The organism is Dyella sp. GSA-30, from assembly GCF_027924605.1.
Classification (GTDB): Bacteria; Pseudomonadota; Gammaproteobacteria; order Xanthomonadales; family Rhodanobacteraceae; genus GSA-30.
On record NZ_AP027042.1, the window covers coordinates 4,223,110 to 4,248,548 of the forward strand.

Genomic DNA, 25,439 nt, shown 5'->3' on the forward strand with positions numbered 1-25,439 from the left:
GGCATCAGGCTATGGAGGAATCGCGCGCATGGTAACGCACAGGCTCCTGAGTGCCGCGTTATCTGCAGCACTTACTTGCAGTGATCCTGCGCAAACTCCGCGGCATTTTTCTTGAGCGTTGCCAGATTGGCCCCCGCAGGCAGCTTGGCCTGAGCCTTCGCCATTAGCGGATCGCTGGGCTCCGACTTCGCCTTCTTATTCGAATCTGCCTTCTTATCGAGCTGCGCCTTTACCGCGGCGTATTTGTAAGCCAGCTCGGGGGCACTGCCGAAATGACCGTCGGCATCCAATCCCATGGTGGCGATGGCGGTAATGGCGTCGACATTGCACTGCTCGGCCAGATCCTGCAGATAACCCGCCGCAAGCTGATGATAATTCTTGACGTCCTCGGGATCGGGCTGCCCCTTGGCAGAAGCCGGAACCATCGTATTGGCTCCCGCCATGGCGTAGTTGTATTGCGCACCGCGATTGCCACGGGCCGCGGCCATCGTCAGCCATTTGCCGCGCCCGGCCATGTCCTCGTCGGAAATCCCCGCGCAACGCTGCTCGAACAACGGATCGCTCCGCTGTTTCCAGGCGGCGCATGCACCGAGTCCCGCACTCAGCGAGGCGGCAGCCAGATCGTCGCCGTCATTCGCTTCGCCTTCGAGACGGGCCAGATTGTCCTTCAACGGACCGGCCGGTGCCTCGGTAGCGCAATAGCGCGTCATTCGTTTGAATTCGGATGTTTTATAAAGCGGCGAATTTTCGCCAACAGGCGCCTGCCCGCCCTCACAATCTTGCGATTGCGCATGGCACGTCCATGCGAAACACAAAAAGATAATCCCCACACACGCTTGTACTGCCTTGTACCGAGTCATGGTTACGATCACTCCGCTGTCGATATCGCAATGACTGAATGTGTCTATTCCCTTACGTTAGCATCTGTGAGGCTGTCGGGAATAGCTGGCTTGTGCGAACCGGGATGCGATCCTGGCAGGAAATACCAGATAGCCGCCAGCAACTGAAGCACGACCAGGCCAGCCCATACGGTTTGATGCGCCACTAACGGGTAATGGCCTTCGCTGGCTGGCCAATGCCCCAGCACACGACCTATGCCTATCTGAAACACAAAGATCAGCAGGAAAATCACCAGAGTGAATGTGGTATTGACCCGGCCGATAAAACGTACCGGGAAATAATGCGCAAGCACGGCGTAGGTCAATATCCCGGTGCCACCCAAAGCACCGTAAGCCGACCACAGCACCGGCTCGGGCAAAGGCACACGCGCCGCAATCAATGCTTGCACGACGACAAACAACATCATCGTGATACCGGATGACAAGTAAACCGACACACCGCGCTTTTCGAGCGTGCGTGCCAGCGCGCCAAAAGCGATATTGCCGACAATGAACGCGGCACCGAGTATCGACACCATGGTGGCAACTCGCGCACCGCTATCGGGAGCAGCTGGCAACGTATCATGCAGAAACGCGCCGACCCATAGCGACTGCATCGCGTAGAACACGCCCTGGTTGATGCCGGAAAACGCAGCCAGTTTCCAGAATGCACGGCTGCTGAGGATGTGCCAAGTTCCCTTGAATTGCTCCAGCACACTCGGTTGCTGATGCGTATCGCGCGGTGCTGGTGCGAACAACCAGATCAACGTGGCGACGATCGCGGTCAATCCGGCCAGCCCCATGCATACCGATCGCCAGCTGGTAACCGTAAGCAGCCATGTCAGTGGTGCGCCGACAGCTACCCCACCGAGGCCGCCGACCGCCATCACCAGACCATTGATCAGGGTCAGCTGAGTCACCGGAAAGTACTGCGCTGTGGCCTTGAACGCACCACCTAAGCAGACCGACACGCCAACGCCGATCAGCAGACGGCCGATCATCATGACGCCCAGGCTGCTCGCGCTGCCGAACAAAAAGATGCCCGCGGCGGCCAACAACATGACGCACGATGTGACACGACGCGGGCCGTAGTGATCGAGCAACACACCCGCCGGAATCTGCGCCCCGGCAAAGCCGAGAAAGTACATGCTGGTCAACGTGCCCAGATCACTGGCAGAAAAGCCAAGCTCCCGGGTCAGAAAAGGGGCAAAACCGAGATTGACGCCACGAAACAGGAACGAGACGAAATAGCCGGCCGCAAAGACGGCAAAGAGGCGGAGCCTGATGGAAGTCATGGGGAATGGGCGAAGCCAACGTCGGCAAAGACCCATTATTCTCGATTAACCGATCTGTCGAAAGCCTCGCTATCGACTTATTTGGCCGGCGATACATCCAGGCTCGGATCACGAAGAAAAAAGGCGACCAGCGCAATCATCGGCGGTATCGCAAAACACCACATCGACCAAGCCGCATAACTGCATGCCCCACCGGCGCAGCCGATCGCGAAGGCAAAGACTGCCTGCAGCATCGGCACAAGCTTGGGCCCAACAACGCGACTTTCGCCAGGCGCCGGTTTGCGCAACCAGTCGGCCACATCCAGCATGATCTGCGTCGTGGTCCCGGTCATCATGGTCGACGGTGGCGTGGTTCCCATATGCACGCGATGCAAGGCGTTCTGAATCGACATGGCGGCAACAAGGGAAAGGCCGGTAACGGCGCCATAAAGCGTGTCGCTGCGCTCGAAGGGCCCGAAGTGAACCGCGCAGGCCGCGGCAAAAATGAGCAGCGACAGCTTGATCAGCAGGAGCGTCCGTACGATCGGCCATTTTTTTTCGACCAGCCAATAGTGAAGCTGCCGAACCAGCACGATCACCAGGCAGAACATCGGTAGCGCCAGCAGCTTGGTGATGATGCCGGACGTGCCCGTGACCAGCGATGCGCCGATGGTGACGAAGTTTCCCGTCACATGCGCGGTAAACAGACCATGCAACGCCAGAAAGCCCGCGGTATCGACGAAGCCGGCGTTGACGCTGAGAACGAGAGGCAGCGAGGATCGGGTAGTCATGGGTCACCGCACGGCATTCGATTCGACACCCGGCTAATTACCACAAGATACGGCCTACGGTCTTGAACGCACCGCCACGACCGCTTCGGGATCGTCCATGCTCAGACGAAGCCGGCCATGGTCCCGAACCATACGCAGGCGATGGTACTTAGCCAGATAATGCACCGCCACCATGACCGCTCCGATACCGGCCGCGGCGCCTACGGACAACGCCCAACGCGGACCGAACGTATCGGCCACCCAGCCGACGATCGGCGCACCGAGTGGCGTACCTCCCATGGCAATGGCGAGAAAGATCGCCACCACGCGGCCGCGCATCATCGGCTCGGTGGTCAACTGCATAAGGCTATTGGTCGAGGTGGTGAATGTCTGCGCCGCCACGCCGATAACGATCAGTGCGACGCCAAACCCTATCGCGTTCGGCATGACGGCAGCCATGATCAGTCCGAAACCAAACAAGCCGGCAGCGCCCATCAACAACACGAAGTGCGGCCTTGCGCGCATCGCCGCAAGCAACGCACCGGCAACCGAACCGATGGCCATGGTCGAAGTCAGCAGACCGTACTGATCGGCGCCGCCATGAAAAACACTGACGGACATGGTCGAGATGAAAATCGGAAAATTGAGCCCGAAGGTGCCGACCAGGAACAGCATCAGCAGGATCGCCTTCAGATCCGGCCGGCGCCAGACATAGCGAAACCCCTCGACCAGGCTGCCGCGCGTACGCGTCGCCCGCTGGTGTGGATGCAACTCGTCCAGGCGCAGCAAACTCAGCGAATACAACACGGCACCGAACGTCGCCGCATTGATCAGAAATACCCAACCCGAACCGATCGCCGCAATCAGCACACCGGCTATCGCCGGGCCGATCATGCGTGCGGCATTGAACGAGGTGGAGTTCAACGCTACCGCGTTCCCCAGATCGTCCTCTGTGACGAGCTCGGATACGAACGTCTGGCGCGCAGGCGCATCGAAGGCGGACGCGCAACCCAGCGCAAACGCGAACACATCGACTTGCCAAAGCCGCACCAGGCCAAATACGGTCAACAGGCCCAGTCCCAGAGCGAGCAGGCCCATGGTCGCCTGCGTGATGAACACCAGCTTGCGTCGATCCATATGATCGGCGGCAAATCCGGTCAACGGCAGCAACAGCAACTGCGGACCGAACTGCAGCGCCATCACCACGCCTACCGCCGTAGCATTGTGTCGCGTCAACTGGGTCAGCACGATCCAGTCCTGTGCGGTGCGCTGCATCCACGTGCCGATATTGGACACGATCGCCCCGCTCGCCCATACCCGGTAATTGAAAATGCGCAGTGAGCGAAACGTGCCGTTCATTCGATGACGTGGTTCATGGTTCGTGCTCGACCAGGCGTTTGAGCAAGGCAACGGCGAGTTCGAGTTTCGCCAGCTCCGCGTGTGAAAACTCTTGTTGAATAGCGCGAAACAACCAGTCTTCCCTGGCTGCGCGCCCTTCCTTGATCCGTTTGCGGCAAGCCGGCGTAATCGACCACAACGTCTGTCGACCGTCATTGGGGTCCGGTGCACCGCTGACCAGGCCCGCGGCTTCCAGAGCAGCCACATTGGCACCCATCGACTGCGGACGCATGCTTTCCGCGCGTGCAAGCGCCGTTACGGTCGATGCACCGTCCCGCTCCAGCCGGGTCAGCGTCGCCAACTGTGACGAGGTGAGATCGCTGAAATGCGCTTGTTGACGCAGGCGACGCTTGAGCTGCCCGGCAACGACGCGCAGCTCTGCCGCGAGAGCGGCGGTTTGTTGTGTACGTGCATCGGCGGGTAATTCAGCCATGCCGCGAATGATGCCATATATGAAGTTTAACTTCAAAGTTTACCTTCATAAATCCACCAGGCCTGCGACGGGCTTTGGCAAGACTGAGACCGAGTTTTGCGCAATAATTTGCGGTTTGCCGCATCATTCATGACATCGAATCCCCTCACCACCGCATCCAAAACAGCGGCGCGATCCATGATGCGAGCTCCGCACTCAAGTCCGCGTCTTATCCGCCGAAATATCAATCTCCTATATCTGTACCCGGCATGCGCATGAACGTACGAACCAAAATCATCCTGATCATTTCCATGGCGGTCGTGGTGGCGCTGGCGGTGGGTTCCGGCGGCTTGTTGGCGCTTCGAAAAACAGGCGACCAGCTCGCTTTGCTTTACAACACGGCGCTACAGCCGATTGTCGAAGTAACCGATGTTCGTGGCCTGTTCAACGAAAATCGGACGCTGCTCAATCGTGCACTCATACAGGGAACGCCTGAAGCCTTGAAAGGCGAGCAGGCGAATGCTGCGATAAACAGCAAAAAGATGGACGATCTCTGGAATCAATATTATCCCGCGCAGGTTTCTTCCAGCGAAGAAAAGACCGCCGCGGAACACTTCATCGCCTCTCGCACAGCCGCGCACAACCTTGTGACTCAGGCAGAAGCGCTTATGGCCGCCGGCAAGCATGATCAGGCCAAGCAGCTCATGCTGGACACGCTCGGCCCGGCCTATGCCCAGGAAGGCAAGGACATTGAGGCCATCGTGCAGATCAACGAGAAGCAGGCCAGGCAGTCCTTCGAGGTTTCCCAGCGCATCGAGACACAAACGCAGATAGCCGTTGTCATCGCGATCGCCTTGGGCGCCATCGCCCTGATGATCGCCGGCTTCTTTCTGTCCCGCTCGATCATGCGCCCCCTCTTGAAAGCTAGGGCGCTGGCCGAGCGCATCAGCAAGGGCGAGCTCAACCATGCCTTGCACGTCGACGGTCGCGACGAGCTGAGCGACACGCTACGCTCGCTCGGCGCCATGGACCGACAGCTGGCCGACATCGTACGAAAAGTTCGAGACAACGCGGACCAGGTCACTCATTCGGCTCGCGACATTTCGGCAGGAACCGACGACCTGTCCTCGCGCACGCAGGAACAAGCCTCCTCGCTTGAGGAAACGGCCGCATCCATGGAGGAGATGACCGCAACCGTACGTCAGAACGCCGAAGGCGCCGGTCACGCACAAACGCTGACGTCGTCTCTGCGCGACGATGCTATGTCGACCAGGAAAGTGGCGCTGGAAGCCGTCGAGGCCATGGCCAGGATCACCGATGCAAGCCAGGATATTTCCGAGATTGCGGTACTGATCGATGAAATCGCCTTCCAGACCAATCTGCTGGCCCTCAACGCTGCCGTGGAAGCGGCAAGAGCCGGCGAGAACGGTAGAGGCTTTGCTGTGGTAGCCGCCGAGGTACGGTCGCTCGCGCAGCGAAGCGCGACCGCCGCGAAGGATATCAAGGCGCTGATTTCCGAGACGACGGAGCGCGTTGCCAACGGTTCGGTACTGGTACAACGAACGGGAGCCGCGCTGGCACAGATGGAATCGGGCGCGGTGCAGGTCTCGGGTATCGTCAGCGAAATTGCCGCCGCATCCACACAACAATCGGCAGGTATCGAACAGGTCAACCATGCGGTCGCCGCGCTGGATGAAGTCACCCAGCAAAACGCCGCCCTCGTCGAGGAAACCAGTGCCGCAAGTCGGCAGGCGCTCGATCTGGCAGAAGAGCTGATGCGACAAGTCGCGTTCTTCACCTTCGCGGGCGATGCCGTGTCGACAACGGAGATGCCGGCTCGCCAGCCGGCCACCAGGACGGCGAGCCCTGCCCGCCGGACTTCCTCTCGCCCTGTCATGGCTGTGGCCACCGAATCGACGGCCTGGCAAGAATTCTAACGAGTGAAGCTGCGACCGCCGGCGATATCCGAAAGATCAAGCGCACCGTGGTACACAACCCGGTTTCGACCGCGGTGCTTGGCTTGATAGAGCGCTTCGTCCGCGGTCGACATCAGTGAGGCCGGCTCACTCTCGGTCACGCGATCGAGAAAGCCTACACCCACGCTGATCGTCACTATCCCGGTCGGGCCAGGCGCTTCCATGCGCAGCGCCTCCACTGCGGCACGCATGGTCTCGGCTACCTCGAGCGCTTCTTGCAGCGATACGGCCGGCAACAACACAGCAAATTCTTCACCGCCATATCGGGCAACCAGATCGGATGAACGCAATGTACATCCGGCAACGGTCCGCGCAACCGTACGTAGCCGTTCGTCTCCCATCTGATGACCGAGCATGTCGTTGAGCAACTTGAAATGGTCGATGTCGAGCATGAATATCGCCACGCTTTCGCCCGAACGCCTGAGCCGCCGCCATTCCATCGCCAGCGTTTCGTCGAACTGGCGGCGATTGGACACGCCGGTAAGTTCGTCGACTCGGGCAAGCTCATTGAACCGGTCACGCTCCTCATAGGCTCGCACCTGTATCAGCACACTGCGCAAGCCGTATCCAAGCGTGGCGATGACAAACCCGGCTATCCCAAGTGCCAGATGCGAGCGTACGACAAAACCCGATACCAGCAACAAGGTCACCGGCATTACCAGCGGGCTACCGGCATGCACCACCAGCGAAATACGCCGCGATGCCTTGATACGAAAAGCCGAACCGGCACCGATCGACGTGGCCATGATCAGGACAAGAAAAGGAATGTCGATGATCAGATCGGACAAGCCACCGAAGTCGGTATCTTCCGGTTGCACATGATTGATGTAAGACGCCGTCAGCAGATAAACGAGCGAGAAAATCGCCAGCACCCGGAAAAACTGCCGCTTGTACGGCACGGTGCTGGTCACGTACCGAATCAACGAAAACAACACGATAAAGATGTTCTCCAGATCGAACATCATGCGTAGATTCGCCAAACCGTACGCAGTGGCTCCCTGCGCCGTGGCGAGCGAGAACGTGTGCACGAAATACAGGTAACCAAGTACCGCCGCCAGCACACCGTCGATCAAGCGTACGTACCAGATGTTTTCGTCGGTGCTGGCAATGGCAAACGTCAACGGGACACCATAGAGCACGTACAGCAGCATGCTGTCGCCGGGTGTCGAATTGAGATTCTGCAGAAAGACTTCCTGGCGCATGTTCAGCGCCATGCCGGCTGCCCACAACAGCACGCCCAGGCCCAGGGCGGACCAGCCCTTGGTCAGCGAAAAACCGACTTTGCCCGCTCGCCAAAAACATACGCCTGCGGCGATCACCGGAGCGGCAACGAGAAAAGCAAAAGAGATGATCATTGCCTGGCGGGCAAAGATCATGATTGCCAAGGCATGGCACATCAAATAGAGCAGCGAAAATAATACCGGCACGCTCCCTCCCTCGGGTTGCGTTCAAAGCCACCATACGCGACTGCGGCGCCGATACACAAGAATCATCCCTCCGATACCAGGGTAAAGAAGGCCATAAGAAACGGCGACTTAGTGTGAACCACCGCATTCTCGGCCCGCTCAAGGGCGAGATATCCTGCGCCCGACTTGCCGGGGTACCCGGTTACCCCCATGGTTCCAAGGCATTATCGAATAACGAGATAAAAGCCCTGGCCTGATTATGTGACCTGATTAGTACGATTCGGCTTGACCTGGCCCCCTGCCGACATTAGCGTCCCAATCAGGGACTCCAGGGGAACTGTCATGCCGAAGGCAGAATCAGGCGCCGCAGAACGACGCAGGGAAAGAGCTGCCTCGGCGGCCCCTTACGAACCGCGCCGCTCGGGTCGTATTAACGGCCCGCCGATCAGCAAGGAGGCGTATCGCGCGACGATCGATCTCGGCAACGCGCAACCGACGATCAACATGCATGGCGGTGTCGGCATTCCCGGCGGTCGTACGCTCAACGACGTACTCGCCTTCCAACCATTGAAGTTCAACAAACTCGGCAAGGAGCTGGGCGCGATCCTCAAGACCTCCAAGGAGCTGCGCAAACAGCGCGATGCCGGTGGCACCATCGATGAGGCGCGCCTGAAAGTGGCCGAGGTCAACCGCAAGATCGAGTATCCCGGCAAACAGATAGGCGCGCATTCGCTGCATGTAGGTAACGACATTGCCGCCGTCTGGAACAACAGCAAGAGCAAGGTCTATGACTATCCAGACCTCGCACAGTCACTCGACAAGCGACTGGCGAGCCCGAAAAACGCTAAGGACAGCAAGAAGGTCTATTGGAACTCAAAAAAGCCGGAAGACGAACGACGCGGACATGTCGCCGACGGCCTCCAGCACCTGATCGCCGGGAAGCCCGACCAGGCACACGCCGCCTTCGGTCAGGCAGGCCTGACCCAGCGCGGCATGAAATGGGCGTACAAGATGGGAAGCCTGATGCTGGCCGAGCGCGGCCGCGAACTCAGCGGCGGTGGCGGCAAGCAGGTGCACACGGCGCTGGATCACGTCAAAGGCAACGCCGATACGGCGGCGCGCAGTTTCACCGACGTTTTCGTCAAAAATGCAGCCTCGCTGGCACCGTTTGCGCAACGCGGTGGCGCCAAGACGCTTAAGTAATCCGGCTTGAAAATGCAGCTGAGTTTCTGTGGAAACGACTTCGGCCCCCCAAAAAAACACGCCTCCTATTTGTCATTCCGGCGCAGGCCGGAATCCATTCCTCAGCGCAGATGCTTGCCATAAGCTGTCTTACATGCGGCCACTGAGGAGTGGATCCCGGCCTGCGCCGCGATGACGAATAGGATAGGTCTTTAGAGGCGCCCTGAAGTCACGACAAAGCATTGTCGTTCCCGCAAGATTTGAAACATCAACGGATCGACACTTTCAGCGCCTTGCTCACTTCGCTGGCAATATCGTCCTGGATCATCAATTTGTCGTCCCAGGTGCGATCGTAGGTTTCCGACCACGCGACGAAGCCGTCATTGGCGCGAACCAGTCGCGCCGCCACACGCAGCGTGTTTCCAGATTTCCGGACGCTGCCATCGAGTACATAGGCGACATTCAGCGACGTGGCGACCTGCTCTACCGTGACCTGCTTGTCCTTGAAATAGAACGACGACGTGGGAGATGCCACGTGCAAGTCGTGCAGTTGGCTCAACCTGCCAATCAGTTCTTCGGTCATGCCGTCGGCAAACGGCTCTTCGTTCATGGTATCGGTCAAATCGAGGAACGGAAGCACCGCAATGGAACGGGGATTGGGAACGACCGCGGCAACCTGGGGTACAGGGGCATGGCCAAACAACAGATACGAAGCCAGGCCACCCAGCACGGCCACGCTGGCTAACAAACCTATCCAAAGATAGAGAAAGCGGCGCGCTTTCTTCGGCGCCGCATCCGCTCGCATGTCAAATTCGTCATTGGCCGCCACCTGCGATGGGATCGGCAGCATTACCGAATCTTCGCCGGCAGCGACCGTGGCAACCATGCGATAGCCACGTCGCGGAACGGTAGCGATGTAGGCCGGTTGCTTGGGGTCGTCCCCCAACAGGCGACGCAATGCCGTCACGGCCTGATAGACCGAATCGGGGGTAACGATCACCCCACGCCATACCTGATCGAGCAGATCGTCGATGCTGACGACTTCTCCGGCATTTTCGGCCAGGCATAACAGCAAGCGCATCGTGCGCGCTTCCACCCGGACGGTTTCGCTGCCACGTGTCATCTGCCCCGCCAGGGGACTGACTGACCAGTCGCCAATACGCAACGTGGCCTTGGACAAGGATTCCGAACCAGACGACATACAAGCCATCGTTTATAGCCGTGAACCGGCGGCCAAGCGATGGTGGCAGCAAGCCCTTGGGCCGGCAAGCATCCAGGTCGAATGAAAGCAACAGGCCGGCGATAACGCGAATTCAGAGATCTTCAGAGAATTTCAGGCGCATTTCAGGACTTCGCGCTTCACACCCGAGCACATTGGCGGCAACCGCGCTGGCAGGGTGCCGGCGGCGGAACCCAAGGAGTCTGTTGCATGATTCGTTCTATCGCCCTCGCCACCGCACTGGTTTTTGCAAGCGTCCCGTTGCATGCCACCACCTATATTCTGGAGTCGCAGCACAGCCAGGGTGTCGTTCGCTGGAACCACCTGGGCTTCTCCAATCCTACCGCGCAGTTCACCATGGCGCAGGGCACGCTGGATTTCGATCAGGCCGACCCTACCCGTTCCACCGTGGCGGTGACGGTCGAGCTCGCCCATTTCAGCAGCGGCGTGCCCGATCTCGACGAGAACTTTCGCACGGTCGATTTCTTCGATACCGCGAAATACCCGACAGCCACCTTCCGCAGCACCAAGGTCGAACGAGGGAGTGCACCGGACAAACTCAAGGTGACCGGCAACCTCACCGTACGCGGCGTGACCAAGCCAGTGACCCTGGACGTGACCATCAACAAAGTCGGCACCAATATTCGCAGCCACCTCCCCTCCATCGGATTCGAGGCGACGACAACGCTGAAGCGCTCCGATTTCGGCCTCGGCGCCTTCGTGCCCCAGGTCAGCGATGAAGTAAGCATCCATATCACCTGCCAGGCCGATGAAGCCAAGGGCTATGTAAAACAACTCAAGGCCGATGCCGACGCGGCTGCCGAAGATGCCAGGGCCGCGGCGAAAAAAGCCGCCGATGCCGAATCGGCGGCGCGCAATTAACCGTTGACCAGCAAGAAATGGCAGCGCCTCATGAAGGCGCTGCCACCATGCATGCAGATGCCACAGCCCTTCTGGTATCAGCCTCCGCGCAACCTAAGCACGAGATGGAATGTCGATTCCTTCTGGACGTTGTAGTCGGAAAGGGTTCGCCCATCCTCCAGTTGCTTGCCGGCAAAAATAAGGCGCTGCTGATCCGGTGGAATCCCTTCCTTGTCCTGAATCTTGGACTTGACGTTCTCGATGGTATCGGAAGATTCCACTTCCAAAGTGATCGTCTTACCCGTGAGCGTCTTGACAAAGACCTGCATCGCCATGGCTGCCGGGGCGAACACTGCACCACCCAGGACGAGAAAAGCCAGCAAAAGCGCCGACAGGCATGTGCTGCGTTTGTTGGTCGTCTTCATGATGGATCCTCAGTGGGAGGGTTATTTACTGAGTAAGCGCCAGCCCGGTCGGTTCGGCACCCAATGGCCCTTGCGCCGTATTGCCAAAGTCACTCAACGTCGTTCGCGCGCCTGTTGACGGATTGACCAGGAATACCGCTCCATTGCCGCTCGTACCGGCGTAGCTATCGGAAACTCCAATGCCACCGATATTGGGCAGCCATACCAAGGCATTGATATTTGCGCCGAGCGCACCCTGAGCGGCATTGCCAAAATCGCTGATCAGGGTGCGAAAACCCGTAGCGGCATCCACCTTGACCAAAGCGCCCTCCCCATTCGTACCGGCTTCATCGACAAGCACATAAATGGTGTTGCCCGGTGTAACCAACACGTTGACCGGCGTGCTCAATGGATTGGAATCCACCCAGCCTTCTTTGCTATCGCCAAAATCGCTCAACACCGATCGTGTCTTCGCCACGGGGTCGACCTTGAACAACGCGCCATGCTGGTTGGTGCCCGCGCTACCATCGCTGACCAGCACCGTAAGCCCAAGCAAGCCCGGATACAGCGCCATGCTGTCCGGGTAAACACCTTGCGTGCCGTTGGTGTCGCCAAAATCGATCACGGTTGATCGATTGCCGCTGCCATCGATGGAAAAAAGGGCACCCTGTCCATTGGTACCGGCGAAGGGATCGCATACAAGAACGCCACTCCAAAGGCCCAACAAGCCAGGCACGACCAGCAGACTTTGGGGATAAAGACCCAGCGGGCCTTGAGCACTGTTGCCGAAATCGCTGAACAACGTCCTCTGCCCGGTCGATGGGTCGATCGTATAAAGCGCGCCCTGTTCGTTAGTTCCGCCACTTCCATCGGTCACCAACACTTCGCCCGGAATCAGGCCCAGCAACCCCGGTGGCTTCCAGCCAACCGCATTCGGATCGACGCCAAGCACGCCTTGCGATGCACTATTGAAATCGCTGAAAACAACACGCTGACCCGTACTCTGATTTACCGTAAACAATTGCCCCAGGTGTGAGGCTCCCGCCGTTTGATCCACGCTCAACAAGGTTCCTGACGTCAGCGGAGCCGCCAACGCGCTGCCCGTGAGGCCAGTGGCACAAACGAAGCACCATATCAGTCGAGATTTCATCGTCATGTCCCAGGTATAGGAAAGAATCGATCAACCCTTGGAGACCGCTCGATATACACATCGATCGCACAAACCCCAAGCCGCGGACACGCCCACGCCCACGCCATCAGCATGGATGACGTCGACAACGCGTCGGCGCACCAGGCAAGCACCAGCTTGAAGATCGTCCCCGCACTCCCATGGCGACCCGATCCTCGATCGATCGGGACCGGTTCGCCGCGCGGATACTTTCGATAATCGGCTTTAGCGAAAGTAGAACGCGCGTGAAAACGGTAATCACACAATGATTATGAGACTCAATTGATAATAATTAGGAAATTAATCGCTAATTAACGCAATTAATAATCGATGTAACCAACGACTCGAAGGCCGGTCACACGCGACCCGATTCGTGCGTCCTGGATATGCCCCTTAGCTTACCGAGGCCACCCAGATGACACAGACAACCGCATTACCGTTGACCATTCTTGTCGCCGGCGCCACCGGCGTTATCGGCTCGCGCCTGCTGCCCCTGCTGGTGGCACGCGGACACTGTGTTTTTGGCACCACCCGCACACCGGGCAAAAAGGTCGACCTGCTCACACACGCCGGTGCAACACCGGTGGTCGTGGACGTCTTTGACACGGCAGCCTTGAGGGACGCCGTAGCAGCTATTCGCCCCAATGTCGTCGTGCATCAATTGACCGATCTGCCGCGTGGCCTGGATCCGAGCCGCATGGAAGAAGGCGTGCGCCGCAATGCGCAGATTCGCGCGGAAGGAACCGCCAACCTGATGGCAGCGGCGCGAGCCGCTGGCGCGCATCGCATCGTGGCGCAGAGCATCGCGTGGGCCTACGCACCGGGCAACGAGCCGTTCGGCGAAGACGATCCGCTGGAAGAAAACGCACAAGGCCTGCGCGCGATCAGTGTCGGCGGAGTCATCGCGCTCGAACATGCCGTGCTCGGTGAAGCGGGTATCGATGGTCTGGTGCTTCGCTACGGACAGTTGTGGGGCCCCGGCACCGGTGCCGATACGCCCGATGGCAAGAACATGCCACTGCACGTGGACGATGCAGCGCATGCAGCAGCGCTTGCCGTGGAACGGGGGCGCCCTGGCATCTACAACATCGCCAGCGATAGCACGCTGCTCAGGACCGATAAAGCACGGCAGCAGCTCGGCTGGGCGCCATCGGTTCACGCGCAGATCGGGCAATAGGGGGCGGAAACGAGTACCGATGTATCGGTACTCGTTTCCATCACGCGCTTTACTGCGTCGCCAGCGCTGGTCGCGTGCGGAAATTCAGCGCAATGATCAAGGCAGCCGCAAAAAGCACCGCCGCACTTGCACTGAACACGCCCTTGGCACCGCTCACGTCGAAGATCGCGCCACCGGCAGCCGCGCCCATCGTGATCGCCAGTTGAACCGCCGCAACGATCAGGCCACCGCCGCTTTCCGCTTCGTCGGGCACGGTGCGCGTAATCCAGGTGGACCAGGCCACCGGTACCGCGCCGAATGCCATCCCCCAGAGAGATACCAATGCCGCGTGCAGAACCGGCACCCGTCCGAGTACGACCAGGCCAAAACCAATCAGCGCCATCAGCAATGGCATGAACATCAAGGTGAGACGCAAGTTGCGCTCAAGCATCAGACCCGCGAGCGAGGTACCCAGGAAATTGGCCACACCGAAGCCGAGCAGGATCGCCGAAAGACCGTTCACGCCGACACCGGTGACACCCTCCAGAAACGGACGCAGATACGTAAAGAAGGCGAAGTGACCGGTAAATACCAGGGTGCAGGCGATCATGCCCCGGCCCATCCCCGGACGCTTCAGCACTTCGATCAACGTGCCCAGGCGTGTAGTGCCACTCGGCGCCATTCTGGGCAGGGTCACAAGCTGCCAGACCAGCGCCAGCGCACCCAACACTACCGCCCACAAAAACACATGCCGCCAACCGATGATGCCGCCCAGATAGCTACCAAGTGGCGCGGCAGCGATGGTTGCCAGGGACACGCCGCTGAACATGATCGATAGCGCGCGCGGCACCATCGCTTCGGGCACCAGACGCATCGCTGTCGCGGCCGACATGGTCCAGAACCCGCCGATCGCGATGCCAAGCAATACGCGGCCGATCAGAATGGTCGGGAGGTTCGGTGCGAAAGCCACCAACACATTCGACACGATCAGCAGCACCGAGAACGCCAGCAAGACCCAACGCCGGTCGATGTTTCGCGTGATCGTCGCAATCAACAGGCTGGTCACCATCGCAACGGCGGCAGTGGCCGTCACCGCCTGGCCTGCCAGGCCCTCGGTCACACCGAGGGTCGAGGCCATCGGCGTCAACAGGCTCGCAGGTAGAAATTCCGCCGTGACCAACCCAAAGACACCCAGCGATAGCGAGAAAACCGCGCCCCAGGCGGGTTTCTGCTCTACCGGCGGGGTCACGTCGACTTGCAGACACGCATTCATTCGCGGCATTTCCCTTTCAAAAGGCTAGCCTAAGGGCCGCCAGCCGGACGGTCTATGATATACAATCCGTACTTCTTGATTATTCGTCCGGACATGTCCACACCCCTACCCCAGCCAGCCGACACACACGATCTGGCCAGCGAGCTGCTGCTGGGCATGCGGCTGGTCGGTGTGCAGTACAAGCGGATCGAGGCGGTGGCCCCGTTCGGCCTCGGTTTTGGCAAGGCGCCGGGCCGAGCGCAGTTTCATTTCATCGGTAAAGGGCCGGTCTTTTTGCGCGGCACCAGCGGAACGCTCTATCGCCTGGAAACAGGAGACGCTGCGTTACTGCCGCAAGGTGGCGCACATGCGCTGCTGTCGACGCCGGACATTCCCTGCCAGGACATCGCCGACTTCGAGACCACCGACCTGTGCGCCACGGTGTGCGCCGTCAAGCCCAATGCAAACGACGCATCCGCATGCACCGGCGCGCTGATCTTCAGCGGATGCATGGAGTTCGATCTGGGTGGCATGCAGTTGCTGGTCAACTCCATGCCCGAAGTGATGCTGGTCGGCACGCTGCTGGAACGGTATCCAGAACTTCGGACCATGCTCGATGCGATGGAGCGTGAGTCGCAAACGAAGCGTGCGGGTTTTGCTGGGATTCTCGCTCGACTTGCCGATGTCGTCTCCGCATTCATCGTGCGCGGCTGGGTCGAGTGCGGATGCGGCGACGCGACCGGGTGGGTAGAAGCATTGCGCGATCCCAAACTGGGCAAGGTGATCCTGGCGTTGCACCGCGATCCGGGCAAGAACTGGACGGTTGCGGAACTCGCCGCGGAAATGGGCAGTTCCCGCTCGGTGTTTGCCGAACGTTTTCTCGCCGTCACCGGCATGACCCCCGTTCGCTATCTGACCGAGTTGCGCATGCGTCTGGCTGCCCAATGGATCAGTCACGACCGTCAGTCGATCGAAACCGTGGCGTTCCGGTTGGGCTATGGCTCGCTTGCCGCCTTCAGTCGCGCGTTCAAACGCATCGTTGGGCAGCCACCAGGGGCGTTGCGTACACAAGCGCATGCCGTGGATTAAAAACGCGCCCCGACAAACGCCCTGACCTGCCCGATCCTGGCCATGGTTACTGGCAACGATGACAGGCTCGGTCAGGAGCTATGTCAGTGACTCCGTATCGCACCCTGCGCACCATCGTCGCAGCACTGCTTGTACTCGCTAGCGCCGGCATCGACACGATGGCCTTTGTCGGCAAGTTGCTCGTCCTGCCTGCTCATAAAGAAATGGGCTCGCCTCCAGCGGATTTATCCGCAACGGCGGTGAGTTTCGCCAGCACATCGGGCAACACGATACGCGGCTGGTTCATACCCGGCCTGCCCCGCCATGGCGCCGTCCTTCTCCTGCACGGCGTGCATGCCAACCGTTTGGCGATGTTGCCGCGTGCACGTTGGCTGCATGATCTGGGTTACTCGGTCTTGCTTATCGATTTTCAAGCCGCTGGAGAAAGCGAGGGAAATGCCGTTACGTTCGGCTACCGCGAATCGCGCGATGCCGGTGCGGCGCTTGACTGGCTCAGGCTAAAAGTACCGGGGGAACGCATCGGCATCATCGCGACGTCCATGGGCGGTGCAGCGGTGTTGTTAGCCGAACCCACCTTGCAGGTCGATGCCATCGTGCTCGAGCAGGTCTATCCGACGATCCAGGATGCCTTGCGAGATCGTCTTTCCTTGCATGTGGGACCGGCAGGTCCATGGCTGACCCAGTCATTTCTTATCACCATGCACGCGATGCTGGCGATCGATCCGGAACGGCTGCGCCCGATAGATCATATCGGTGGGATGACTGCACCCATATTGTTGATTGCCGGCGATGCGGATAGGCATACACGGCTCGACGAGTCACGTGCCATGTATGCCGCGGCGGGTGCAGGAAGCTGGTTATGGATTGTTCCGGGTGCACGGCATGTCGATCTATATCGCTATGCGAGTGATGCGTATCGTCAACGGGTGAGGGATTTTCTGGAGGCCACACTGCAGAAGGCTCGCTTCGCATCGCCTCTTGCGCCCCCTCACCCCAACCCTCTCCCCCGGCATAGCCAGGGGAGAGGGAGCTAAAAGCGCGCAAGATTCAAACTCGCCTCAGTGCGCCCCCTCTCCCCTGGCTCGCCGGGGGAGAGGGCTGGGGTGAGGGGGGCTCTTTCAACGCCCAGCCGCCGCAGTTTTCGCGTCAGGAGCATCGTTATCCGGCACACCGCCAAGATCGCCGATCAACGATACGGCGTCCAAGAGACGCTGCTGCTGCACGCTCAGCGCCGACTGCTGGGTATTGAGGTAGGTCGTCTGAGCTGTGGCCGCCGTGGTGTAGTCGACGGTGCCCGCCTGGTATTCGTTGAAAGCAATCTCCGAACCGCGCTTCGCATCGTTCACCGCCGCGTCCAGCACCTCGGCCTGCTGCGCGAGGATACGCAGACCCGACAGGTCGTCTTCCACGTTCTGAAATGCCGTCAGCACCGTACCTCGATAATTGGCAATGGCCGCCTCGTAAGCTGCCCTGGCAGCGGCAACCTGCCCATGACGAGCGCCGCCATCAAACACGGTCTCGCTAACGTCGGCACCCAGCGACCACACATGATTGGCGACATGCAGCAAGCCGGCCAGCGGCGATTGCGAAAAGCCGTCGGCACCCGTCAATGACAGGTCCGGATAATACGCGGCGATCGCGACGCCGATCGCCGCATTCTGCGCGGCCATCTGGCGCTCGGCCACGGCGATATCCGGGCGGCGCTGCAGCAACGTCGACGGGACGCCCGCAGGAATCGACGGCAAGGTCGGTATCGTCGCATCGTGCGGCAGATCCAGCTCTTCCGGGTTCTTGCCGACCAATACGGCAATAGCATGAGCGTCTTTCGCACGCGACACGCCCAGCGCGATCAAACTCGACTGCGCGTTTTCCAGTTGCGTACGCGCGGCGATCACATCCGACGGCGGCGTAATACCCGCCGAGCCCTGGTTGGCCACGACACGCAGAAACTCCTTGTACGCGTCGACCGTCTTCTGCAGCAGATCGATATTGGCATCCGCCACGCGCAGGTCGATGACCGCGGTGGCCAATGCGGTTTGCTCCGACAGCGTCGCATTGGCCAAGGTCGCCTGGCTCGCTTCGGCCGTCGCCTTGTTCTCTTCGATCGTGCGGCGAACCTTGCCCCACAGATCTGGCGCCCAACTGACATTGCCCTCCAACGAACCGGAATTCACCACGCCCCTGGAGGCTGTCGTGCTATTGCCGAAGTTGCTGCTCGCGCTGCGCTGCCGGGTTCCCGAGCCTGAAATGCCAATGGTGGGAAACAGGGAGCTGCGCGCGACCTGCACCTCGGCCAACGCCTCCTGGTAATTGGCGTAACTCTGGCGCACGGTCTGGTTGGACACCGAGACCATCGGTTCGAGACGGTCGAGCAACGGATCGTGGAAACCGGCCCACCAGTTGCCCTTGGGCGCGTCGGCCGCCTCCGGGGAAGCCGCCTGCCAACCGGGCAGTTCTTTGTACGTAGCCGGCACACTTACCTGGGGACGCTGATAGTCGGGCCCGACCATGCAGCCGCCGAGCAGCAATGCCAGGGATACGGTTAAAGCGGTGCGGGAATATTTCATGTTCATGCGTTCGCATCCAATCTGTTCCACGGCAAGCTGGCCGACCACCTTGCGATCCGGGCGCGCAAGCGGTCCAGATAGAGATAGATCACCGGCGTCGTGTACAGGGTGAAGACTTGACTGAATATCAGGCCGCCCATGACGGTGATACCCAAGGGTTGGCGCAGCGATGCGCCTTGTCCGATACCGATCGCCAACGGCACCGCGCCGAGCACGGCCGCCGCGGTAGTCATCATGATGGGGCGAAGGCGTACCACCGCCGCGTCATGAATCGCCTGCCGCGGCTCCAGCCCTTCGTCGCGCTGCAAATGAATGGCGACGTCGATCATCATGATCGCGTTTTTCTTGACAATACCGATCAACAGAATGATGCCGATCATGGCGATGACCGAAAACGGCGTACCGAAAATCAGCAGCGCCAGGGTCGCACCGATACCCGCCGACGGTAGCGTGGAAAGAATCGTGATCGGATGGATCGTGTTCTCGTAAAGCATGCCCAGCACGATATAGACGGCCGCGAGCGCCGCAAGAATCAGCAGCGGCATGGTCGACATCGACTGTCCATAAACCTGCGCGGCGCCGGCAAAGCTGCCATGGATCGACGCGGGCAGGCCCAGATCTCGCGATACCTGATCGATGGTCGCGGAGGCCTGGCTCAACGAACCACCCGGCGGCAGATTGAACGAGATCGTGGCAGCGACCAGACCATCCTGGTGGCTGACCTGGGTGGCGGTGTGGTTGCTGACATAGCTGGCCAGCGCCGGGAACGGCACCAGCGTTTCGGCCGCCGTGCTGTCCGCGCTGCCGCTGGAACTGCCGCCTTTGGCATTGGAGATGGCATTGGTCAACTGGTTCGCTTCCGCATCGGCGTTACGCGCATTGGTCGAGGTCGACGCACCTTGCGTACCGCTCACCACTGAAGGCGCGGTCACCCCCTTCACCAGGGCGCTGGACATCTGCGTTTGCTGCGTTCCGCTGGCATTGCCTGCCGCGGTACTGAAGCGCATACGGTCGAGCATCTGCGGGTACTGCCAATACTTGGGCGCGACTTCCATCACCACGTAGTACTGGTTGAGCTGGTTGTAGACCGTCGACACGGTGCGCTGGCCAAAGGCATCGTAAAGCACACTGTCGATCTGGTTGGGTGCAAAGCCATAACGCGCCGCCGCCGCGCGATCGATATTGACGTATATCTGCAGGCCGTTCTGCTGCAGATCCGAATTGACGTCCTGCATCTGGCCGCGTTGCTTGCCGAGCGCAGCCACCAGTTTCGGCACCCAGGTAAACAACGCGGTCGGGTCGTCACTGGTCAAGGTGTACTGGTACTCGGCCGCCGACGAACGGCCACCAATACGCAGATCCTGCGCCGCCTGCAGGAACAACCGCGCGCCCGACACACCGCCAAGCTTGGGTCTGAGACGGTCGACTACCTGCGCCGCGGAGATATGGCGTTCGGCCAACGGTTTCAATTCGATAAACACATTGGCCGAATTGAGCGCTCGGCCACCGGTGAAACCGGCCACCGAGGCCACCGCCGGATCCTTTTGCACGATCGCCTGCAACTGGGCGAGCTTCTGTTCCATCGACTGAAACGAGATGCTCTGGTCGGCGATGATCTGGCCTTGCAGGATGCCGTTGTCCTGCTCGGGGAAAAAGGTCGACGGCACCAGCTTGATCAACAGGACATTGGCAACGATCAGGCCGACGAGCAACAACCCGACCAGCAGAGCATGATCGAGCACGCTATCGAGCGAGCGGGAATACGCGTTCTTGAAGCGCTCGAACTGCCGCTCGTACCAGACCGCCCAGCGTGACTCGGAATGCAGCGAGTTCTTGTGGTTGAGCACATACGCCGCCATCGTCGGCGTGACGGTCAGCGAGATCACCAGCGAGAACAGGATCGCGATCGACAACGTCACCGCAAACTCGTGAAACAGCAGGCCGACGACGCCGGGCATCAGCAGAATCGGCAGAAACACGGCGATCAGCGAAAGGCTCATCGAGATCACGGTGAAACTGACCTCGGCGCTACCCACCAGGGCCGCTTCGCGCACGTCCATGCCGGTCTCGACATGTCGCACGATGTTTTCAAGCACCACTACTGCATCGTCGACCACGAAGCCGGTACCGATGGTCAAGGCCATCAGCGAAAGATTGTCCAGGCTGTAACCGAGCAGGTACATCGGACCGAACGTACCGACGATCGACAAGGGCAACGCAACAGCCGGTACAAGAATCGCCCGGGGCGACTGCAGGAACACGAAGACCACGCCGATCACCAGCAGCACGGCGATAAACAAGGTGCGCTCGGTGTCGTTCACCGCCGCATTGACCGACTGGGAGCGGTCGAGCGCCACGCCGATATGGATGCTGCTGGGCAAGGTCGCCTCGATCGACGGCAGTACTTTGCGTATCTGCGCCACCGTCTTGACGATATTGCCGCCCGGCAGTGGATAGACGATCACCAGCACCGCGTCCTTGCCATTGTACAAGCCGGCATTGCGGATGTTCTCCGCCGAGTCCTGCACATCGGCCACGTCGCGTAGAAATACCGGTGCGTTGTTTCGATAGGCCACGACCAGGTCGCGATAAGGCGCGGCCTTGTTGATCTGGTCGTTGGAGGTCACCTCGTAACGCTGGTCGCCCTGGTCGATATGTCCCTTGGCGCTATTGGCATTGGCAGAACTGATCGCGGCACGCACGTCTTCCAGGCCAATGCCATAGCTGTTGAGCTGATCGGGCTGCAATTCCACGCGCACCGACGGCAGGGCACTGCCACCGAGCGTGATCTGCCCTACCCCATTCACCTGCGAAAGCTGCTGCTGGATGACCGAGTTCGCTGAATCGTAAAGCTGCGCGCGCGTCAATGTCGGCGAGGTCAGTGCCAGCACCATGATCGGCGAGTCGGCCGGGTTGAACTCGCGATACGTCGGGTTGTTGCGCAAGGTGGACGGCAGATCCGCGCGCGCAGCCTGGATCGCCGCCTGCACGTCACGAGCCGCACCATTGATGTCGCGGCTCAAGCCAAACTGGATAACGATCTGCGCCGAACCGACGGAGCTGGTGGAGGTCAGCTCCGACACATCGGCAATCGCACCCAGGCGCCGTTCGAGTGGCGCAGCCACCGTGGACGCCATGATGTCCGGGCTTGCACCAGCCATGCTCGCCTGCACCACGATCACCGGAAAGGTGATGTTCGGCAGCGGTGCGACCGGCAACTTGAAATACGCCAGCAAGCCGGACAACAGGATCGCGACCGCCAGCAAGGTGGTCGCGACCGGTCGCCGGATAAATAGCCCGGGGATACTCACGGCACGTGCTCGGTGGCCGGATCGGCGCTCTTGCGTCCAAAGCGCTGCGCGAGCCGATCGAAGAACAGATAGATCACCGGCGTGGTGAACAGCGTCAGCACCTGGCTAAGCGCCAGACCGCCGATGATGGCCAGACCCAACGGCCGGCGCAGCTCCGAGCCGGTACCGGTGCCCAGCAGCATCGGCAAGGCGCCGAGCATCGCCGCCAGCGTGGTCATCAGGATCGGGCGGAAGCGCAGCAACGAGGCTTCGAAGACCGCCTCCTCCGGCGGCTTGCCATGCTCTCGTTCGGCTTCGAGCGCGAAGTCCACAATCATGATCGCGTTCTTCTTGACGATACCGATCAGCAGCACGATACCGATAATCCCGATCACATCCAGGTCGCTACCGGCGACCATCAACGCCAGCAAGGCGCCGATACCGGCGGAGGGCAAGGTCGACAGAATGGTGATCGGATGGATGAAGCTTTCGTACAGCACGCCGAGCACGATATAGACCGCGATCAGTGCGGCAATCAGTAGGTATACCTCGCTGGACAACGAGTCCTGGAAGGCCTGCGCCGCACCCTGGAACGATGAAGTAATCGACGACGGCAGATGTATCGCCTGCTCGGCCTGGTTTACTTCCTCGACGGCCTTGCTGAGCGAGGCGCCCTTGGCCAGGTTGAAGGAAATCGTGATCGCTGGGAACTGCGCCAAGTGGCTGATCACCAGGGGCGACTTGGTGATCGATATCTTGGCGATGCCTTTCAACGGTACCTGGCCGCTGCTGCCGGTCTGGCTGGGCAGATAGATATCACCCAGCGATTCCAGCGTGGGCAGGCTTTCAGGCTTGGCGACCAGGATCACGCGATATTGGCTGGACTGCTCGAAAATCGTCGACACGATGCGCTGTCCCAGCGCATCGTAAAGTGCGTTATCGATGGTGGCCGCGGTAATGCCATAGCGTGCGGCGAGCTGACGGTTCACCTCGACGTTCACACTCAGGCCGTCGTTGTTCAGATCGCTGGTGACATCGGTGATCGAGGAGATCTTTTTCATCCGCTCGAGCAAGGCCGGCACGTATTGCATGAAAGCCTGCTGCGACGGCCCTCTCAGGACGAACTGGTACTGGTTTGGCGATACGGTGGTATCGAGCGTGAGATCCTGTTCGGGCTGCAGATACAGCTTGATGCCGGGAACATCCGCCACCTCTTTCTGCAGATTTCTGGCAACCTCGGCCGCGGTCAACGAACGATCGTCGCGCTCCTTCAGGTTGATCAGGAAGCGGCCGTTATTGAGCGTCGTATTGGTACCGTCGATACCCACATACGAGGTCAGGCCGGTGACATTCGAATCCTTGAGAATGGCCTCGGCCAAGGCGGATTGACGCTCTACCATCGCCTTGTACGACACCGAGTTGTCGGCCACGCTGATGCCCTGGATCACGCCCACGTCCTGGGTCGGAAACAAGCCCTTAGGGATCGTGATGTAAAGAATCACGGTCAGGGCTACCGTGCCAAGGAAAACCAGCAGGGTCAGCGTCTGCCGCGCCATCACGAAGCGCAACCCACGCTCGTAGGCTGCCAGGGTCTTGTCGAACAGGCCCTCGCTGATGCGTTCGAAACGACTCGGATGCCGATCGGCCTGCGCACGCAGAAGACGCGCGCAAAGCATGGGCACCAGGGTCAGCGAGACTACGCCGGAGAGCACGATGGTAACGGCCAGCGTCACGGCGAATTCGCTGAACAGACGACCGATCACGCCGCCCATGAAAAGCAGCGGGATCAGTACCGCGATCAGCGATACGGTCAGCGATACGATGGTAAAGCCGATCTGTCCCGCACCTTCAAGCGCCGCTTCCAGCGGTGTCTTGCCCTCTTCCAGATAACGCACGATGTTTTCGATCATCACGATCGAATCGTCGACCACGAAACCCGTGGCGATGATCAGCGCCATCAGCGAAAGGTTGTCGATCGAGTAACCCAGCTGGTACATCACCGCCAGGGTGCCGACCAAGGACACCGGCACGGAAATGCTCGGGATGATCGTTGCCGGCAAATTGCGCAGGAATACAAAGATCACCAGCACGACCAGCACAATGGCCAGACCCAGTTCGAACGCCGCATCCGATACCGACGAGCGAATGACGCCGGTGCTATCGGAGACGATCTCCACCTTCATGCCAGCCGGCAAGGTGGATTCCAGTTGCGGCAATTTCTGCTTGATCTGATCGACCGTGGCGATCACGTTCGCGCCGGGCTGGCGCTGCACGTTAAGCACGATCGCCTGGGTGCCGTTGTACCAGGCACCCTGCTCGGTGTTCTGCGCCGATTGCGTGACCCGCGCCACGTCGCGCAGATACACCGGCGCGCCGTTCTGATAGGACACCACCGTATTGAGGTAATCCTGCGGATTCTGGATCTGGTCGTTGCCGTTGATGGTGTAATCGAGCTTGGGCCCGTCGAAATTTCCCTTGGGCTGGCTGACGTTGACGTTCGCGATCAGCGAACGAAGGTCGTCGATGCTCAGTCCGTACCCGGCGAGCTTCTGCGGATCCGCTTCGACGCGTATCGCCGGCACGTTGCCGCCGGCGGGAATGACCAGGCCGACGCCCGGCACTTCGGCGATCTTGGAGCCAAGGCGATTATTGGCAACGTCCTGCAACTGCGGCAGCGACATCGACTTGGAGGTCACCGCCAGCGTCAGGATCGGTTGATCGGCCGGATTGATCTTGGCATAGGTCGGCGGCGCTGGCAGGCCGGTGGGTAGCAGGCTATTGGCTGCGTTGATCGCTTCCTGCACGTTCTGCTGGGCAACGTCGAGGTTGAGCGACAGATCGAACTGCAAGGTGATAACCGATGCCCCGGCGGAGCTGTTCGAGGTCATCTGCTGCAGGCCAGGTATTTCGCCCAGTTGCACTTCCAGCGGCGCTGTCACGGTGGTGGCCATCACTGAAGGGCTGGCACCAGGGTAGAAGGTCTGCACCTGGATGGTCGGGTAGTCGACCGCAGGCAACGACGACACCGGCAGGAAGCGCACGGCGACGAGGCCGACCAGCACCAGCGCAATCATCAGCAACGCCGTCGCCACCGGCCTGAGTACGAACAAGCGGGAGATGTTCATCGGAGTGGTATC

20 protein-coding genes are annotated in these 25,439 nt (G+C 60.1%); 6 read left to right on the forward strand and 14 right to left on the reverse strand.

Annotation, left to right across the window (positions count from 1 at the left end; translation table 11 throughout):
* Positions 1-71: 71 nt before the first annotated feature.
* The 6 genes from QMG46_RS17720 to QMG46_RS17745 form a co-directional block, all read right to left on the reverse strand.
* Complete coding sequence (locus QMG46_RS17720; RefSeq protein ID WP_281849176.1) at positions 72-710, reverse strand: hypothetical protein; 639 nt, start codon at positions 708-710, stop codon at positions 72-74.
* Positions 711-904: 194 nt separating this feature from the next.
* Entirely contained in the window at positions 905-2,173 is a 1,269-nt protein-coding gene (locus QMG46_RS17725) for an MFS transporter (RefSeq protein ID WP_281849177.1), read from the reverse strand.
* Positions 2,174-2,250: 77 nt separating this feature from the next.
* Complete coding sequence (locus QMG46_RS17730) at positions 2,251-2,943, reverse strand: YoaK family protein (RefSeq protein WP_281849178.1); 693 nt, start codon at positions 2,941-2,943, stop codon at positions 2,251-2,253.
* A 54-nt stretch (positions 2,944-2,997) separates the two neighbouring features.
* Positions 2,998-4,281 (reverse strand): MFS transporter, encoded by a 1,284-nt coding sequence (locus QMG46_RS17735; RefSeq protein WP_281849179.1) that lies wholly within the window; start codon positions 4,279-4,281, stop codon positions 2,998-3,000.
* Positions 4,282-4,294: 13 nt separating this feature from the next.
* The gene (locus tag QMG46_RS17740; RefSeq protein WP_281849180.1) at positions 4,295-4,789 is read right to left on the reverse strand and encodes a MarR family winged helix-turn-helix transcriptional regulator; all 495 of its coding nucleotides are present in this window, start codon (positions 4,787-4,789) and stop codon (positions 4,295-4,297) included.
* A complete protein-coding gene (locus tag QMG46_RS17745; protein ID WP_281849181.1) occupies positions 4,786-4,932 on the reverse strand; it encodes a hypothetical protein in 147 nt (48 codons plus the stop codon). The genes QMG46_RS17740 and QMG46_RS17745 overlap by 4 nt, the downstream gene beginning before the upstream one ends.
* A 75-nt stretch (positions 4,933-5,007) precedes the next feature.
* Here QMG46_RS17745 and QMG46_RS17750 point away from each other — a divergent pair, with 75 nt between their 5' ends.
* Positions 5,008-6,669: a methyl-accepting chemotaxis protein gene (locus QMG46_RS17750; protein WP_281849182.1), complete on the forward strand. Its 1,662-nt coding sequence runs from the start codon at positions 5,008-5,010 to the stop codon at positions 6,667-6,669.
* On the opposite strand, the gene QMG46_RS17755 is transcribed toward QMG46_RS17750, so the two are convergent.
* Entirely contained in the window at positions 6,666-8,135 is a 1,470-nt protein-coding gene (locus QMG46_RS17755; protein ID WP_281849183.1) for a GGDEF domain-containing protein, read from the reverse strand. The two genes, QMG46_RS17750 and QMG46_RS17755, sit on opposite strands and share 4 nt — an antisense overlap.
* Before the next feature lie 321 nt (positions 8,136-8,456).
* Here QMG46_RS17755 and QMG46_RS17760 point away from each other — a divergent pair, with 321 nt between their 5' ends.
* Positions 8,457-9,317, forward strand: coding sequence for a hypothetical protein (locus QMG46_RS17760; protein WP_281849184.1), 861 nt, complete (start codon positions 8,457-8,459; stop codon positions 9,315-9,317).
* A 247-nt stretch (positions 9,318-9,564) separates the two neighbouring features.
* On the opposite strand, the gene QMG46_RS17765 is transcribed toward QMG46_RS17760, so the two are convergent.
* Positions 9,565-10,497, reverse strand: a complete 933-nt coding sequence (locus QMG46_RS17765) for a winged helix-turn-helix domain-containing protein (protein WP_281849185.1) — start codon at positions 10,495-10,497, stop codon at positions 9,565-9,567.
* 228 nt (positions 10,498-10,725) lie between these two features.
* Between QMG46_RS17765 and QMG46_RS17770 the strand changes: the two genes are divergently transcribed.
* Positions 10,726-11,397: a YceI family protein gene (locus QMG46_RS17770; RefSeq protein ID WP_281849186.1), complete on the forward strand. Its 672-nt coding sequence runs from the start codon at positions 10,726-10,728 to the stop codon at positions 11,395-11,397.
* A 77-nt stretch (positions 11,398-11,474) separates the two neighbouring features.
* On the opposite strand, the gene QMG46_RS17775 is transcribed toward QMG46_RS17770, so the two are convergent.
* Both QMG46_RS17775 and QMG46_RS17780 read right to left on the reverse strand, forming a co-directional pair.
* Entirely contained in the window at positions 11,475-11,801 is a 327-nt protein-coding gene (locus tag QMG46_RS17775; RefSeq protein ID WP_281849187.1) for a ubiquitin family protein, read from the reverse strand.
* 25 nt (positions 11,802-11,826) lie between these two features.
* Positions 11,827-12,843 (reverse strand): hypothetical protein, encoded by a 1,017-nt coding sequence (locus tag QMG46_RS17780; protein ID WP_281849188.1) that lies wholly within the window; start codon positions 12,841-12,843, stop codon positions 11,827-11,829.
* Positions 12,844-13,363: 520 nt separating this feature from the next.
* On the opposite strand from QMG46_RS17780, the gene QMG46_RS17785 reads away from it, so the two are divergent.
* Complete coding sequence (locus QMG46_RS17785) at positions 13,364-14,125, forward strand: NAD-dependent epimerase/dehydratase family protein (protein ID WP_281849189.1); 762 nt, start codon at positions 13,364-13,366, stop codon at positions 14,123-14,125.
* 49 nt (positions 14,126-14,174) lie between these two features.
* Here QMG46_RS17785 and QMG46_RS17790 read toward each other — a convergent pair whose 3' ends face one another.
* Positions 14,175-15,377: an MFS transporter gene (locus QMG46_RS17790; RefSeq protein WP_281849190.1), complete on the reverse strand. Its 1,203-nt coding sequence runs from the start codon at positions 15,375-15,377 to the stop codon at positions 14,175-14,177.
* Between the two features lie 93 nt (positions 15,378-15,470).
* On the opposite strand from QMG46_RS17790, the gene QMG46_RS17795 reads away from it, so the two are divergent.
* Both QMG46_RS17795 and QMG46_RS17800 read left to right on the forward strand, forming a co-directional pair.
* Positions 15,471-16,445, forward strand: a complete 975-nt coding sequence (locus QMG46_RS17795) for an AraC family transcriptional regulator (protein WP_281849191.1) — start codon at positions 15,471-15,473, stop codon at positions 16,443-16,445.
* Positions 16,446-16,603: 158 nt separating this feature from the next.
* Positions 16,604-17,479, forward strand: coding sequence for an alpha/beta hydrolase (locus tag QMG46_RS17800; protein ID WP_281849192.1), 876 nt, complete (start codon positions 16,604-16,606; stop codon positions 17,477-17,479).
* A gap of 84 nt (positions 17,480-17,563) precedes the next feature.
* Here QMG46_RS17800 and QMG46_RS17805 read toward each other — a convergent pair whose 3' ends face one another.
* From QMG46_RS17805 to QMG46_RS17815, 3 genes are read right to left on the reverse strand one after another with little or no spacing between them, the layout of a single operon-like run.
* Complete coding sequence (locus QMG46_RS17805) at positions 17,564-19,012, reverse strand: efflux transporter outer membrane subunit (protein ID WP_281849193.1); 1,449 nt, start codon at positions 19,010-19,012, stop codon at positions 17,564-17,566.
* A 2-nt stretch (positions 19,013-19,014) separates the two neighbouring features.
* Positions 19,015-22,323 carry an efflux RND transporter permease subunit gene (locus tag QMG46_RS17810; RefSeq protein ID WP_281849194.1) on the reverse strand — a complete coding sequence of 1,103 codons (3,309 nt, stop codon included), beginning with the start codon at positions 22,321-22,323 and terminating at the stop codon, positions 19,015-19,017.
* The gene (locus QMG46_RS17815) at positions 22,320-25,427 is read right to left on the reverse strand and encodes an efflux RND transporter permease subunit (protein ID WP_281849195.1); all 3,108 of its coding nucleotides are present in this window, start codon (positions 25,425-25,427) and stop codon (positions 22,320-22,322) included. Before QMG46_RS17815 ends, QMG46_RS17810 begins: the two co-directional genes overlap by 4 nt.
* Between the last annotated feature and the right edge of the window lie 12 nt (positions 25,428-25,439).